This window comes from Empedobacter sp. UBA5987 (genome assembly GCF_002429865.1).
In the GTDB taxonomy this organism is placed as follows: Bacteria; Bacteroidota; Bacteroidia; order Flavobacteriales; family Weeksellaceae; genus Empedobacter; species Empedobacter falsenii_B.
Map to the genome: position 1 here is coordinate 13839 of NZ_DJBB01000055.1, position 17014 is coordinate 30852.

The 17014-nt window shown below is 31.5% G+C and carries 10 protein-coding genes; 5 read left to right on the forward strand and 5 right to left on the reverse strand.

Going from position 1 to position 17014, the window contains the following annotated elements:
* The first annotated feature begins 138 nt into the window (after positions 1 to 138).
* Complete coding sequence (locus B3J26_RS09150; protein WP_125350034.1) at positions 139 to 1131, forward strand: 2-hydroxyacid dehydrogenase; 993 nt, start codon at positions 139 to 141, stop codon at positions 1129 to 1131.
* On the opposite strand, the gene B3J26_RS09155 is transcribed toward B3J26_RS09150, so the two are convergent.
* From B3J26_RS09155 to B3J26_RS09165, 3 genes are all read right to left on the reverse strand, one after another.
* The gene (locus B3J26_RS09155) at positions 1126 to 1470 is read right to left on the reverse strand and encodes a DUF4260 domain-containing protein (RefSeq protein ID WP_125350035.1); all 345 of its coding nucleotides are present in this window, start codon (positions 1468 to 1470) and stop codon (positions 1126 to 1128) included. The two genes, B3J26_RS09150 and B3J26_RS09155, sit on opposite strands and share 6 nt — an antisense overlap.
* A gap of 93 nt (positions 1471 to 1563) precedes the next feature.
* On the reverse strand, positions 1564 to 3360 hold the full coding sequence (lepA, locus tag B3J26_RS09160; protein ID WP_038332533.1) for a translation elongation factor 4: 1797 nt from the start codon (positions 3358 to 3360) through the stop codon (positions 1564 to 1566).
* 126 nt (positions 3361 to 3486) lie between these two features.
* A complete protein-coding gene (locus B3J26_RS09165; RefSeq protein ID WP_291074253.1) occupies positions 3487 to 3759 on the reverse strand; it encodes a helix-turn-helix transcriptional regulator in 273 nt (90 codons plus the stop codon).
* A 281-nt stretch (positions 3760 to 4040) separates the two neighbouring features.
* Between B3J26_RS09165 and B3J26_RS09170 the strand changes: the two genes are divergently transcribed.
* The 4 genes from B3J26_RS09170 (at position 4041) to prfH (ending at position 9662) form a co-directional block, all read left to right on the forward strand.
* A complete protein-coding gene (locus B3J26_RS09170; RefSeq protein WP_291074255.1) occupies positions 4041 to 6521 on the forward strand; it encodes a beta-mannosidase in 2481 nt (826 codons plus the stop codon).
* Between the two features lie 358 nt (positions 6522 to 6879).
* Entirely contained in the window at positions 6880 to 7641 is a 762-nt protein-coding gene (locus tag B3J26_RS09175) for a hypothetical protein (protein WP_291074256.1), read from the forward strand.
* A 2-nt stretch (positions 7642 to 7643) separates the two neighbouring features.
* Complete coding sequence (locus tag B3J26_RS09180) at positions 7644 to 9035, forward strand: RtcB family protein (RefSeq protein ID WP_291074258.1); 1392 nt, start codon at positions 7644 to 7646, stop codon at positions 9033 to 9035.
* A 6-nt stretch (positions 9036 to 9041) separates the two neighbouring features.
* Positions 9042 to 9662, forward strand: coding sequence for a peptide chain release factor H (gene prfH / locus B3J26_RS09185; RefSeq protein ID WP_291074260.1), 621 nt, complete (start codon positions 9042 to 9044; stop codon positions 9660 to 9662).
* A 26-nt stretch (positions 9663 to 9688) separates the two neighbouring features.
* Here the strand turns inward: prfH and B3J26_RS09190 are convergent, their stop codons facing one another.
* Positions 9689 to 12082 carry a hypothetical protein gene (locus tag B3J26_RS09190; RefSeq protein WP_291074262.1) on the reverse strand — a complete coding sequence of 798 codons (2394 nt, stop codon included), beginning with the start codon at positions 12080 to 12082 and terminating at the stop codon, positions 9689 to 9691.
* A gap of 63 nt (positions 12083 to 12145) precedes the next feature.
* The gene (locus B3J26_RS09195) at positions 12146 to 16981 is read right to left on the reverse strand and encodes a DNA repair ATPase (protein WP_286475729.1); all 4836 of its coding nucleotides are present in this window, start codon (positions 16979 to 16981) and stop codon (positions 12146 to 12148) included.
* Between the last annotated feature and the right edge of the window lie 33 nt (positions 16982 to 17014).

The following is a 17014-nucleotide window of genomic DNA, read 5'->3' on the forward strand; positions in this document are numbered from 1 at the left end:
TATTCATCAGCTTATAGCTTTTAGTAAAATATCAAAAATAGTGGATGAATTAATTTTGAATGATTTAAAACTTTATAATAATCAAGTATAAACTAATTTACAATTAATTAAAAACATAAATTAGTTAAAAATAATTCAATGAAAATAGCTTTCTTTTCGTCTAAGCCTTATGACAAAACTTTTTTTGAGGCTGAAAATAAAAATTACGGTTTTGAACTTAATTTTTATGAAACACATTTAGGTCCGCATATCGTAAACGCGATTGAAGATGAACACGCTGTTTGTGTGTTTGTGAATGATAAAGTGAACCGACAAGTCATTGAAGTTTTAGCAAAAAAAGGCGTTAAAATTATTGCATTGAGATGTGCTGGTTTTAATAATGTCGATTTGGAAGCTGCGAAAGAATTTGGAATTAAAATTTGTCGTGTTCCTGCATATTCTCCCGAGGCTGTTGCTGAACATACAATGGCGATGTTGTTAACATTGAATCGAAAAACACATAAAGCTTATAATCGTGTTCGTGAACAAAATTTTGCATTGAACGGTTTACTTGGTTTTAATCTTTTTCAGAAGACGATTGGAATTGTTGGAACAGGAAAAATAGGAAAGGCTTTTATCAATATTGCGAAAGGTTTTGGATGTAAGATTATTGCTTATGATTTGTATCCAGATCAAGAATTGATGAATAATGGCGTGGAATATGTTGAGCTGGATAAGTTGTTTAAAACTTCAGATATTATTTCGTTGCATTGTCCGCTGACGCCAGAAAATCATTACATGATTAATCAAGAAACGATTGCGATGATGAAAGATGGCGTAACGATTATTAATACGAGTAGAGGTGGATTAATCAATACACATGAAGCGATTGAAGCTTTAAAAAATCATAAAATTGGTTATTTGGGAATTGATGTTTATGAACAAGAAGAAAAATTATTCTTCAAAGATTTATCAGCAGAAATTATTCAGGATGACATGATTCAGCGATTGATGAGTTTTCCAAATGTTTTGGTAACTGCGCATCAAGCTTTTTTTACACAAGAAGCGTTGGAACAAATTTCAGAAATTACGATGCGAAGTATTTTAGAAATTTTAGAAAAAGGTTCAACAGATGAGGTTGTGATGTTATAAATTATCTAAATGAGTGGATTTGAAACCATCATATTTTTTGAGACCAAATCCTAAAAAACGATCTAACGCAATATGAGCGAAAAAAATTAATCCAATCATTAAACACCATTCAATGTGTAAAAAATAACCAATGAGAATCAATGAAATTGTCGTAAAATAATTATGAATAAAATTATAAGATATTGCGCCAATCTTATTTCCAAAAAGATAACCTAACATAAAAATATCGGGAGCAAGAAAAAGAATTGCAAACAAAAACCAGGAATAATCAAGTTTATAATAGATGATTAGCGTTACAATTAAAATTGCTAATTGTTCTAATTTTAATAAATTTTTCATAATGTTGATGCTTAATTTATTAGTATAAATATTTTACCAATTGTTACAAAAAAAGCCGTTCATTAGAACGGCTTTTGGTATATAAAAAGAATTTTAATCATTCAATTTCAAAACAGCTAAGAATGCAGATTGGGGAACTTCTACACGTCCAATTTGACGCATTTTCTTCTTACCAGCTTTTTGTTTTTCTAATAACTTACGTTTACGAGAAATATCACCACCATAACATTTTGCAGTAACGTCTTTACGTAATGCTTTGATTGTTTCACGCGCAATAATTTTTGCACCAATCGCGGCTTGAATTGGAATATCAAACTGTTGACGAGGAATTAATTCGCGTAATTTTTCACACATTTTCTTTCCAATATTGTAGGCATTATCAACGTGAATTAAGGCAGATAAAGCATCTACAACTTCACCGTTAATCATGATGTCAACTTTTACCAATTTTGAAGCTTTCATTCCAGAAGGTGCATAATCAAACGATGCATATCCTTTTGAAATAGATTTTAATCGATCATAAAAATCGAAAACAACTTCAGCCAAAGGCATATTGAAAATCATTTCTACTCTATGTTGAGTTAAATAGTTTTGAGATTGTAATTCACCACGTTTCTCAATACATAAACTCATTACAGGACCTACGAATTCAGATTTTGTAATGATTGCTGCTCGAATATATGGTTCTTCAACACGATTTAATCCTGATGGATCTGGTAATTCAGATGGATTATGAACCGGAATCATTTTTTCTGGATCTTTTTCCAAGTACGCTTCATACGAAACGTTAGGAACAGTTGTAATTACCGTCATGTTGAACTCACGTTCTAAACGCTCCTGAATAATTTCTAAGTGTAACATTCCTAAGAATCCACAACGGAAACCGAAACCTAAAGCAGCAGAAGATTCAGCTTCAAAAGTTAATGAAGCATCATTCAAACGTAACTTTTCGATAGAAGCACGCAAATCTTCGTAATCTTCTGTGTCAACCGGATAAATACCAGCGAAAACCATTGGTTTTACTTCCTCGAAACCATCAATAGCTTCGCTTGCAGGATTTTCAACTAATGTAATTGTATCTCCAACTTTTACCTCAGAAGCTTCTTTAATTCCAGAAATAATATAACCTACATCTCCAGTTTTAATGACTTTCTTCTCAACTTGATTCAGTTTTAATGTTCCAATTTCATCGGCACCATATTTTTTGTTGGTAGCCATGAATTTTACTTGATCTCCTTTTTTGATTTCTCCATTTACCACTTTGTAAAAAGCTTCAATTCCTCGGAAAGGATTATAAACAGAGTCAAAAATCAAGGCTTGTAACGGTGCATCTGGATCACCAACTGGTGCAGGAACTTTCTCGATAATTGTGTGTAACAATTCTAACACACCTTCACCTGTTTTTCCACTTACACGCAAAACATCTTCGGGATCACAACCAATCAAATCAACAATATCGTCTGTTACTTCTTCTGGATTTGCAGAAGGTAAATCGATTTTGTTCAAAACTGGAATGATTTCCAAATCATTTTCTAAAGCCAAATAAAGGTTAGAAATGGTTTGTGCTTGTATACTTTGTGCAGCATCTACAATTAACAAAGCTCCTTCACAAGCGGCAATCGAACGAGAAACCTCGTAAGAAAAATCCACGTGACCAGGAGTGTCAATTAAATTTAAAATATATTTTTCACCATCTTTTTCATATTCCATTTGGATGGCGTGCGATTTAATTGTGATTCCGCGTTCGCGTTCCAAATCCATATCGTCTAAAGTTTGATTTTGTAACTCACGATCAGAAATCGTGTTTGTTACTTGCAATAAACGATCGGCCAAGGTACTTTTACCATGGTCAATATGGGCGATAATACAGAAATTACGGATATTTTTCATATTCTATTTGTCGAATAGGCAAAAATAATCTTTTCCGTGCAGACTGCAAGTATTTTGAAAAATATTATGAATTATATTTTAATAAATTAACGAGAGTTGAAGTGTGTTTTTTACTAAAAAATAAATCTAGGCAATTATCCGATGAAAAAAAGTATATAATTCATCTTCTTTTACTAGACCAAATTTTTGTTTCAAACGATACTTTGTTATTCGTACACTTTTTGGTTCAATATTAAGAAGAGTTGCAATTTGTTTGGTGTCTAAACCAAGATAGATATACGAACAATATTTCAAATTAAGAGGTGTTAGTTTTTGCTTAGAATGCTCGTTTAGCGTTTTGAAAAAGTTTGAATGTAATTCTTGAATTCTAAATTTAGCACTTTCAAAATCATTATCCATTAAATTTTCTTCTCGCATAACTTGTTTTAAATTGATAGAAGAATCATTTCCATTTTTTTGTAGTTTCCGCTTGATCTTGATTGTACAAATCGGTTGAATAATCAGTTGCTTTTTTCTGAAATTCAAATATAGCCGAGTCAACCTAAGTTTAGCATATTCATTATTCCCATAATTAACGAAGCCTATATTATGTATTCAACAAAAGAAATTGTTTTTAATAATCTCTTTTGTGTTTATATGAATTTTAAACCTAATTTTATCCTTATGAAAATCAGCACAAAATGAGGAGATTACTATTTTTTGTTATTACTTTTTTTACATTTATTCAACTTTCTGCTCAATCGACTCGAAATTTGAATTTAGAGAATTGGACCTTTCAACAAAAAGGAGATTCAAAATGGCTGAAAGCTGAGATTCCTGGTTCTGTTCATACCGATTTGATGTTAAATAATATTATTCCAAATCCTTACAAAGACGTTAATGATGCAAAAGTGCAATGGGTAGAAAACGAAGATTGGAACTACAAAACTTCTTTTGATTTGACTGAAGCCGAACGAAAAGCGCAAAATATTCAGTTAAAATTTAATGGATTGGATACATATGCAAAAGTTTTTCTGAACGGAAAATTAATTCTGGATGCGAATAATATGTTTCGAATTTGGGAAGTTTCGGTCAAAGATTTACTGAAAGATAAAAATAATTTGCTCGAAATACAATTCAAATCGTCGCCTAATGAAGGAAAACGATTAGCAAATCTTCTTCCATATAAATTACCAGAAGGTGAGCGTGTTTTTACTCGAAAAGCGCAATATCAGTATGGTTGGGATTGGGGTCCAAGATTGGTAACGGTTGCGATTTATAAACCAATTGAACTTATTTCTTGGAATAATTTAAAACTGAATGACTTGTCTTATGAAATTGTCAAATTGGATAAAAATCAAGCGAAAGTAAAGTTTAAATTTATTATCCAATCGGAACAAAATACAGCTGTAGAAATTAATTTTAATCAGAAAATAATCACTCAAAAATTAACCAAAGGAATTAATCATTTTTCGATTGATGAAACGATTCACAATCCAAAATTATGGTGGCCAAATGGAATGGGCGAACAGTATTTATACGATTATCAATTCAAAATTAAACAAGGGAATGAACAGATATTTAAGTATTTAAAATTTGGTTTACGTACGATAGAATTGGTACAAGAAAAAGACGAAGTTGGCTCTAGGTTTTATTTTAAAGTGAATAGGGTTCCAACTTATATAAAAGGTGCAAATTATATTCCGCAAGATAATTTTGTTTCACGAGTTTCAAAAAATGATTATGAAAAGTTGATAAATAGTTCGGTTGAAGCCAATATGAATATGATTCGTATTTGGGGTGGTGGAATTTATGAGGACGATTATTTTTATGAATTATGCGACGAAAAAGGTTTGTTGGTTTGGCAAGATTTTATGTACGCTTGTGCTTTTTATCCTGGCGATCAAGATTTTCTTCACAATGTAAAACAAGAAACAATTGATCAAGTGAATCGCCTAAAAAATCATACTTCTATTGCGCTTTGGTGTGGAAATAATGAAATTGATGAAGCGTGGAAAAATTGGGGATATCAGAAACAAATGGGCTGGTCGAAACAAGATTCGTTGAGTATTTGGAAAGATTATCAAACGACTTTTCATTATATTATTCCGAATGTTTTAGATTCGATTTTACCAAAATCAGAGAATCGCTATTGGCCGTCTTCACCTTCGATTGGTTGGCGAAGAAAAGAAAGTTTGACGCAAGGAGATTCGCATTATTGGGGCGTTTGGTGGGGAATGGAACCGTTTGAAACGTATGAAAAAAAAGTTCCACGTTTTGCTTCTGAATATGGTTTTCAAGGAATGCCAACGTTGAAAACGGTGAAATCAATGTTTTCTGAAAAAGATACATTGAGTAAAAATTCTGCAATAATTTTAGCGCATCAAAAACATCCAAAAGGTTGGGAAACAATCAACGAATATATGCAGCGAGATTATGTTGTTCCGACCGATTTTGTGCAGTATAACTACGTTTCTCAATTGTTACAAGCACGCGGAATTCAGTTGGCAATTGAAGCACATCGACGTGCAAAACCTTATAATATGGGAAGTTTGTATTGGCAATTGAATGACGTTTGGCCAGTAACTTCGTGGTCGTCTTTGGATAAATTAGGAAATTGGAAAGCGTTACATTATCAAGTGAAAAGAAGTTTCGAAAATGTGTTGATTTCAGTAGAAAAAGAAGAAAATGTGTACAAAATTTATATCGTAAATGACTTATTGAAAGATTTGAAAGGAAAAGCAAAGTTTTCTGTAATTGATTTTAATGGAAACCAACATTGGACTAATGATAAAGATGTAACGATTTCGTCTAATTCTTCTACTAAAATATCGGAATTAACTAATGAAATTTTAAAAGGAACCTCTTCAACTAAAGCTTTTCTTCAAATTGAATTTGAATCAAATGGAGAAAAATATTCGAGAAATTATTTCTTCGAAAAACCGAAAGATTTAGATTTAACAAAACCAACAATTAAAATTAAAAAGATTAATCATAATCAATTTGAAATTTCGACAAATGTTTTAGCGAAAGATGTTTATTTATTGGATGAAAAAAATCATTTTGATGATAATTTCTTTGATTTAATTCCGAATGAATCGCGAATTATTACTGGAAAAAATACAATTAAAAATCTAAAAGTTTATTCGTTGTATGACACTATGAATGCTGCAAATCAATAATATTTTTCTCCCTATTTTTAGTGAAATATCGCAAACGATTTGGAAATGTGAATTTTATTGACTTAAATTTGCACTGATAAAAATCATAACGTATAACAATTTAATAACGAAGAAATAAAATGTTCAAAGAAACGACATATCAGTTTTCAGCTATTGCAACAGATTTTGCAATGAGCATTCTTCGTGCTTATAAATCGTAAATAATTTACTTATTATATCAAAAGCTCGGAGGATTCTTCGGGCTTTTTCTTTTATTATTCTATTCTAGATCCAGAATAACTTCTTAAAAACTTCCGAAGAAGAAATAATTAACGCTAATTATTTCAAAACAATTATTTGCAATCAAATAATCCATGTTATGGAAGATTCAATTTTCTTTTCAGCTCGTTTACGAACAAAAAGAGCGAGGAAAAGAAGTGTAAAAACAGCAAAAGAAAAAAATGTAAGAGAGAAATATAAACGTCGAAAAGAAATTTTTAAAGAGCAAAAAGCGATTCCGCTTGTTCCTTTAAAAGAGCCGTATCAAAAAGGTTTTGAGCGTCGATTTGTGTTGAGAGACGATATTAAAAAGGAAAATGAGATTGAGTTTTTTACTCAAATCTTGAAGAAAATTAATACTACTCAATATGCAGAAACACGAAAGTTTGTAAAAAAACGAAAACGAAACGGAAAGCGAATTTATGTTCCGAGAATTCAAGAGTTGAAACAATTACAACCTTATGAATATTCAGGACCGCATTCAATTTTGAATGATGAAGAACGTCGATATTTTGCATGTATTCAGGTATATGATCCAAAAACAAAACGTTTCAAAGGAATTTATGAATTTCTGCAACCGTGGCGTTTTCGATTGGTTGTCAAACCAAACATGATTACGCATTACAAACCGCTTGATATTGATTTGAAGCGCGAAGAAGCGCAAATCGATCACTTTTTTGACAAGTATAAAAATCAAGGAATCCTCTTAAAGAAAATAGTTGGAGGAGGTTATTCGTATGAGCGAAAACCAAAATTTAAAAATCCTTTTACGAAAAGGAAATTTTTTAACAACAAAAATTCGGCGATAGAAATCGCTGAAATGCTGATAGAACAAGAACATCAGCTATCTAAAAGACATTAATTATGGGAAATAAAATCTCTGGAAAAGACTTTATAAAATTAGGCTTTCCAAAAAATAATTCGATCAATATTGCTATTGGGCAAATTCATCGATATAGAAAAAAAGAAAAGAAACAAACGATTCTCAACGAAGCGAAAGAAGTTTTGCTTGAGCCAGAAAAGTTCATAGGTAACGGAATTTGGGGAAAAGTTGCAGAAGGTTTGATAAAACCAGTTGAAGTTAGATTACAAGAATTGAAAACGACGCGTTCGCCTTTTTCGATTTTTGGAGAAAATGAAATTGATGAACAAGCAAAATTTCAATTGTATGATGCATTGAAATTGCCGATTTCGGTAAAAGGCGCTTTGATGCCAGATGCACATTCAGGTTATGGATTGCCGATTGGTGGCGTTTTGGCGACGGATAATGCAGTGATTCCGTATGGAGTTGGTGTGGATATTGGTTGTCGAATGAGTCTTTCGGTTTACGATTTACCAGCCAGTTTTTTGAAAGGAAAATCGCATCAATTGATTCAGATTTTGCAAGATCATACCAAATTTGGAATGTATGAAACGCATAAATTAAAATCAGATCACGAAATTTTTGAACGTTCTATTTTTGATGAAATTCCAATTTTGAAAAGTTTAAAAACAAAAGCTTATCAACAATTGGGGACTTCGGGCGGAGGGAATCATTTTGTTGAGTTTGGGATTGTAAAATTAGACGATGTAAAACCAGAATGGAACTTGATTCCAGGTGAATATTTGGCTGTTTTATCGCATAGTGGTTCGCGTGGTTTGGGTGCAAATATTGCAAAACATTACACATATTTGGCGGCGAAACAATGTCCGCTTCCGAAACAAGTTCAGCATTTGGCTTGGTTGGATTTGGATACGCACGATGGGCAAGAATATTGGGCTGCGATGAATTTGGCAGGAGATTATGCCAAGGCTTGTCACGATGATATTCACCGAAGAATTGCAAAAGCAATTGGTAAGCGAATTGTTTTCAACATCGAAAATCATCACAATTTTGCGTGGAAAGAAATGGTTGAAGGAACGGAACGAATTGTTCATCGCAAAGGTGCAACGCCAGCTGGTGAAGGAGTTTTAGGAATTATTCCAGGTTCAATGACTGCAAACGGTTACATTGTCGAAGGCTTGGGAAATGAATTGAGTATTAATTCGGCTTCGCATGGTGCGGGACGAAAAATGTCGCGTGCGAAATGTAAATCAACAATAACGAAAAGCTTTATGAATTCACAATTGAAAGATGCAGGAATTGAGCTGATTGGCGGAAGTGTAGATGAAGCACCATTTGCGTATAAAAATATCAAAACAGTGATGAATTTACAAACTGAATTAGTGAAAGTGTTAGGAACTTTTACGCCTAAAATTGTACGAATGGATAAATAAATGATGATGAAAAAAATTATTCAACTTACATCGGGTAGAGGTCCAGCGGAATGTAATTTTGTGGTGACCAATGTTTTTAAAAAATTTTCGGAAGCGTGTACAAAATCAGACATTAAGCTTGACGTAATCGAAAGAGAAATTGATAAAGATTTTAATCAACTTTCGTCTGTGGTTATAGAACTTGAAGGAAATGATTTAAACACGTTTTTGAAACCTTGGATTGGAACAATTTTATGGATTGGTAAAAGTCCGTACCGAAAATTTCATCAACGCAAAAATTGGTTTATTGGTTGTTTTGAATTAGAAATTCCGAAAGAAAATTCAATTAATCCAAATGAAATTGTCTATCAAACAATGCGTAGTTCTGGGAATGGAGGACAAAATGTAAACAAAGTAAATTCAGCTGTTCGCGCAACGCATCAATCAAGTGGAATTTCTGTTGTTTCGATGGATTCGCGTTCGCAACATCAGAACAAAAAAATTGCAACAACGCGTTTGTTATTGAAGTTACAAGAATTTGAAACCAATAAATTGAAAGACTTGGTTCAAGAAAAATGGAACAATCAAACGTCTATTGCAAGAGGGAATCCTGTGAAAATATTCAGAGGAGATAAATTTAGTGAATAATAAAGCCGCTCAAAGAGCGGCTTTGTTTACTCTTTTTCATATTTTTTATAAAGAGAATTAATAGTTTCCTGAACTTGATCCAAAGAATTTACTTTTTTAGTAAAAGTTATTTTACCTTCTTCATAAAATTCAACCAAATACTTTTTTTCCGTTTCAGAAATTTTAACGCCCCAATCAGGATTTCCATTTTTATTATATCTCAAACTTGAAAGCACTTTATTTGGACCTTCTATGAAAGATTCTTGCCTATAAAGTTTTTGAATATGATTTGATTTAAAAATTTCCGCAAGTTGATTAAACAAATCATCTATTTTCATCGTTCGATTATAAGCAACAGAAGAATAAATCAATATAATTATTGGATTAACTTCTTTATAAACCTTTTCGATTAAAGGATTCAAACTCTCCGAGGATATATTTTCTTCTTTGAGCAGATTGTTTTCTACTTTATAAATTGTAGTAGAATTCGGTGAGCCTTTTTGTACTTCTTTTTGTTGATTATTGACAATTAATTTTCCGTTTTCATCAAAAACTTCTGCAAGAATTCCATTATTTTTTTCGGTTAGTTTAATTGAATTTTGCTTTTCAAAATCTTTTACCACGATTTCTTTTCCATTATAATCAAATGATAATCGGTTAAAAGCGTGCATCCCAAAAAGATTTAATTCAAGATAATTTGCCTTTTCGTTTTTGGATCCAATTCGTATTAAAAAACCTTCTTCGTTATCGAAAAACTCAAAACCGTCTACAATTTTGCCATTTTTGTAGACACTTTTTTGATTATATTCATAAAATTTATAATCATCCAATTGCTCCAAAAAATCGAAAGAGTATTGATATTTCAGTTCGCCTTTTTTGTAATAATCAACCAAAGGAATTTCGTTCAAAATGATTTTATTGATGAAATATCCATCATAAGGTTTATCATTTTGATAAATTCCAGTGTAAAAACCTTGAGGTTTTTCTTTGATTGAAAAGTTTTTATAAGTTTTCGTTTTTAATTGATTGTTTTCGTACGTTTCAACAACTTTAACATAATCTGAATTTTGGTCATATTCTTCTTTTTGAGTCAAGTTTCCATTTTTATAAATTGATAGGATATTATTTTCTACAATCGTACCTTGGTAAGGTTTTCCATTTCTATATTCACTTGTTAAAACAGAATTTTTGCCCGAATATATCTTTCTAAAACCATTCATCAAATCATTTTTCATTTCGAATTCTTCATTAGGCTTATCGTCCCAAATATTTGTAAAAATCTGTTGTTTTCCGTCTCTTTTCTGATTTTTATAAGTAGAAATTGTTATCTTATTTCCATCAAAATTATAAAAAGTTCCATTGTTTGGCTTTCCATTTATATAATCACCTTTTGCAATGATTTTTGAAGTTTTGCTATCTTTTGTAATTGCTTCATCTACAATTTGCCCGTTTTTCATTTGGTAAATAGAATTGTAACGTCCAATTGTATCATCGAAATTGCCTTCAAATGGTTTATCATCTTTATATTTTAAGATAATTTCTTTTCCATTTGTATAAATTTTTTCTTCAACTCGATTACCATTTTGTTGTTTGCTAACATTACTAATCTTCCCATTTTTATCATACAAAATTTTGGTTACTAGATAATCATTTTCATGAATTGTAGTTTCTGTCTTAGATTTTGGTTGAATTGCAAAACCATTTTTGGTGTAAAATTCAATATCAATTTTTTTCTCTTTCGAACTTTTTTCAATTTCTTTTCCAGTAGAATCCCAATATTTAGAAGGTTCTTGTGAATAATTTTTGTTGATTGTTTCTTTGGCAATTTTCCCATTTTGCCAATAGATAACTTCTTTATAAATTTTATCAGGAGTTTTTTTTGTGTCATTATAAGAAATAGCAGGAGCAGTGACGCTTACAGGTGGCGGAATACTTTCATAATTTTCATAAAAAGGATTATCGTAATATAAATCTGGCCTATTTGGAGAAAAACTTCCGGTAAAATTTCCATTCGTAATTTTACCATTTATTAACTCTTTTCCATTGTGGTAAATTATAATTTCGGTTTTTTCTCCAAAATCTCTGTATTTAATTTTTTTCCAAATAGATCCGTCGGTGTTATAATAGATTAATTCTTTTTGATCACTAAGATTAATATTTTGTCGATAACCATTGTCAAAACCATTTTCATCATACCAAAAAACATCACCAACATATTTGTTTTCATCTTTTGGATAAATATATCCTTGAAATTGAAGTTGTCCATTGTTGTAATAATCCTTAAGCAAAACCAATTCACCATACTTTTTTAACGGTAAAGGACGATAAAAGTTGGATTTGGCTTTCGTTGTTTCTTTCCAATTTTTATCAAAATAAATTGTGTCTTGAGAATAGGAAAAAATTGAACTAAATAGAACAAAAAGAAGGGCTATTTTTTTCATAGTAGATGTTTTGGTTGAGGTTAAATATAAAAAAAAAACTGCTCATTTTGAGCAGTTTTAATATTACTTTTTCAAGATTGCTTGGATAATTCCTTCCAAATTTTCATTGAATTCTAGCAATTGAGCAAAAACTTTATCGTCTTTATTCAAGCCGCCGTGCTTATTATTTTTGACAAACGTTGCTTTTATCGTTTCCCAACGTTCTTTTTCCTGAGAAGTCATCAAACCTGCAATTTCTTTTAAGCGCAAAAGATTCGATTCTGTGTCGGTTGTCAACGTTTGCGATTCACTTTCGTAATGCGCCAAAATCGTTTCATTAATTTCTTTTTCGTTCATCATTGGAACAATTTTCGAAACTAATTTTGACATATTTCTGTACGAACCTTGCATCTTGAAAGGTGGCTCAGTTCTGTAATCATCTTGCATTGCTGCGCTCGCAATATAATTTTGATTGACTTTTACGACAACATTTCTAATCTTAATTACATGTTTCAAAACAGCAATAAAATCATCAATTTCTTGTTTCAAATAATTGCCTTCCAAATCTGGAAGTTGTTCTTGATTTTCAGTTACAAAATTTGTTAACTTGTAAAAATCGGTCAAACTTTTCGAAGTAATTTTATCTAAATAAGGATTATCGCCTGTCGCATTTTCTATCAAACTCAAGTTGAACAACGTTTCCGTATCACCAATTACATCGCCCAAATTATACACATCAGCACGATTGGCTAACATATCTGGAATCTGAAATTTAGAACCGCTTTCCGTATATGGATTTCCAGCCATTACAATGCAAAAACGTTTTCCACGTAGATCGTAGGTTTTACTTTCTCCTTCAAAAATTCCGTCAATTTTTCGCTGTCCATCGGCTAATGAAATAAATTTCTGTAAAAATTCGGCACTCAAATGCTGAATATCGTCCAAATACAACATGACATTATCAGCCATTTCAAACGAAAGATTTATCTTTTTCAATTCCTCTCTTTCTCCAGAAGTTTTGGCTTCGATTGGATCGATTGACGTAATGTTATGTCCAATTGTTGGTCCATTTACTTTCACAAAATGTAAACCCATTGTTTTGGCTAAATATTCCATCAAGGTCGTTTTTCCATAACCTGGCGGAGAGATTAATAACAACATTCCCATACGAGCGGTACGTTTGTTTTCGCCTGCTGTTCCCAATTGTTTGGCTAAATTATTTCCGATTAAAGGAAAATAAACTTCGTTGATTAATTTATTTCTTACAAATGATGTCAAAACTTTTGGTTCAAATTCTGCGATTTTTAAATCTTTTTCATACGACTTAGAAATTTCTTCTTTTAGCTTTTGGAATGATTTAAAATTTGGAACATTAACAGTTGAAAAATGTTCTAATTTCGAAATGATTTTATGATAATTTTGAGTGTAAATTCCGTCAACAATTACCGCATGATTTCCTTTCAAATCTTCAATTTTGATAACAGAATTTCCATCATTTATATGATATTGATCTTTCGAAAATAAAAGCATTGTCGCCGCTTCATTCACTACATTTCTGTATGACGAATAATTTTCGTTTTCATCTATAAAAGAATGAATCCAGTTTTCGATCAAGTAAAATTTCTCTGTTGAAGAAAATTGTTGATCTGAAATCAATGCATTAAAATCGTCCGAATTTTTATTTTTTTCTAAATAATTTACAAACTCTTTTTGAAATTTTTCAGCTTCTCTACTCATCGAAAAAGCATGATATTTCGTGAAAGTTGTAAATAAATAGTGAGAAACTTTTTCTGATGATGTTTGTGATTTATCCCATTCTGTTTCCCAATTTTCAAAAAGCGATTTGATTTCATTTAGAATGTTTTCAAAACGATTTGAATTCGGGAAATTTTTCAAAATTAATTGAGCAGAACCAATCATCGCATTCAATTTTTCTTGCAAATTATTTTCTATAGAATGCCAAAAGACTTGAGCAGTTGTGCGTGTTGGTGCATCAAATTGTAAGACATCTAACTTCGAATTGATGTTTACCAATTCTGTAAAAATTCGCAATGCATCAAAATTGTGAACACCTTTTATATAACCTTCCGAATAATTTTGTTCAATGATTTGATTGATAAATTTTTCAGCATCGAAATCTTTTTCATTTCTCGCTAAAAAAGCTTGATAAGCCAAATATTCAGCGCGATAAACCAATTGATTTTCCGAAACAAATTCTTGATTCCAAATATCTTGATAACGATAAATTTCTTCGTTTTTAACTTTTTGATAGAAACTTGTTCCTGTTAAATGATAAAATAATTCGTTGTTACGATTCAACAAAGTCAGCGCTAATTGCTGCGTATTGACTGTAAATTTATTTTGTCCAAGCGCAATAATATTTTGTCCATCAACAAAAAGTTCAGTTTTATCACGTAAAACGCGAAGCGTATCTTCTTGCGATTTTTTCAAGAGATTTTCAAGATTTTCGGCTTTCGAAACATCTTTCAAATCCTTTAATTCTTGAATGATTTGACGCATTTTATCAATCATTAAATCCGAAGAATAAAACGCTAAAATTTCTTCTTTTTCTGAAAAAGTTTTGGATTTGTTTTCGATATTTCTCAAGACGCGCAAACCAATTTGCTCTAATGAATTGGTGCGTTTATTGGTTTGTTCAACCAATTGTTCGCGTTTCGAATTGAACGCTTTGATTATCTCGTCGCGTTTATCTGCAATTTTTAAAGCGAAATCATCAAAATCAGAGAATTTACTTTCTAATTCTTCGAGCTGAACAATGATTTTTGTATTGTATTCTTCCGTTTTTTCGGCAGTTGTTGATAACTCTAAAAAGTTGACCACACTTTGTTCCAACAACGTAATTTGAGCAGAAAATTCGGCAACCGCTTCCTTGCTTTTTAAGGCAGAAGTTTGACGTGTTAATTGCGCACGAACTTCGTTAAGCGAAGCAAAAATGACAGAAATTTTCTCAATAATTTTTGTTGTTTGCGTGGCGTCTTCAATTTTTAAACTGTTCAGAATGTCAATCAATAACTCTAATTCGGAAGCAATTTTAAGACAAGATTCTTCGATTACTTTAGCGTCAACAACTTTCTCAATCGAAGCCACTAAATTTTTCTGTTCCGCAACTTTTTCTTCATACGGAATCAGCGCTTCATCCAATAAAAGAAACTCAATTGTTTTGGTTGATAAATTTTCGTTGACTTCTTGCAATTGATTTTCTAATTCCTGAACACGTTCTAAATTGATATAACGAATCGAACGTAAATCAATCACTTTTCCTTGAATTTTACGCGCTTCAGCCAAATGTTCAACCAATAAATCCAATTGATTATACGTTGTACTATTTACTTTGAAAACGATTTCTTCAATCGATTTTTCCGTTTTTTCTAACGTTTCTTGCGCAAATTTTTTCTGAACTTGGACTTTTGCAAATTCATCAATCGCTGTATTGGCAACCGTTTTGATTTCTAGCAAAGGAATAGCTAGCTCAAAGGTATCTTTGTCATTGATCCAAAAATATCCATCAACAATATTATTCGCTTTTTTTACAATGTCCTCATACAAACCTTCGTACGAATCTTCTTTGTTAATTAATTGGATAACTTCTTGAGATTCAGCCATTGCTTTTACAATGTCTTTGTTTCCAATTTTGTATAATGGATGATTTGTTTTTTCTTGATTTTCCACCAAACGCTCGACATAAGGCGTTTCCCAAATCTGAACTTGATGATGTCGCGTTGCTTCTTCTTCTGTGCGGAAATAAATTAAACTTCCGTCTTTAAAAATAGTAAAACCATTGCAAACAATAGGCGTTTCGACATTTTGTTGAATGATATTGTACGATAAAAGAATGTATGTATTGGTTTCATCTTGATTGAAAATATACATAAAATCTTCTCCGTTTGGAGAATTTACACGACGGAAAAATTGAAAATTATCTAACTTATTTTCGAATATATGATAGGTTCCGTTTTGTAAATAATAGCCATTCGAAAAAATCAAACCTTGATTGTCTGGCAACAAAACTGCTGCATCCAAAAGAGCAGGAATATTGATGACTTCCTTGGTGCGAACATTGTAAATATACGCTCTGAAATCTTCTTGAAAAGGTTTGATTTTAACCGCAATCAGATTTCCTAAATCGGCGTAATAATATTCGGCATCGTCTAATTGTTGATCTAAATGCGTAACTTTTTCAGTGAAAATTCCTTTTCCTGTATCCGTATTATCCTCAATTTTGAACGTAATATCGCCACCAATCGCTTCGATAAAAATTTTATCTAAAATAGAAATGTGTGGAAATTTACCTAATCGACGATCATCAATTGACGTTTTTTGCCATTCGAAATCAAATTGATCTGCTTTTTTTACTTCGTGAATGCTGCGATCATCTTGATAAATTAATTTTCCGTCTTTGATTAACCATTTAAACGCTTTCAAATCTTGTGCGCTTTTACTGGTTTGGAAAACCATGTACAAATAATTATCTGTTCTACGAAATTTAGAAAAGATAGAATCGCGGTAATATTTATATAAATTCTGAAAATCTGTAAAGAAATTCTGATCGTTAATTAAGTCGAGAGGTTGAGGTATAAATTGATTTTCTTGAAACAGATAAATACTAAAAACATCGCTCAACTGAATGTCTGTGCGTAAACCGAAATGTACGTTGTACCCAAAAATACACAACTTATCGAACGCGATAATTCCACGTGAAATACAAGTGTTTTCTGTTGTAATTCTTTGGTTTGCGCTTAATGCAAAATTGGTAGAATTGAATACCTCTTTACGAGCTTCGTTCAATTTCGTTAATCTTTCCGAAAGAAAATCTTTTTGTGTAAGAAGTCTTTTTCGGATGATTTCGTACGCGCCTGCATCAAGCGTTTCGGTAACGTTAATATTTTTTTCTTCTTGCATTAAATTAAAATCTAAAAGGTGATTAAACGTGAT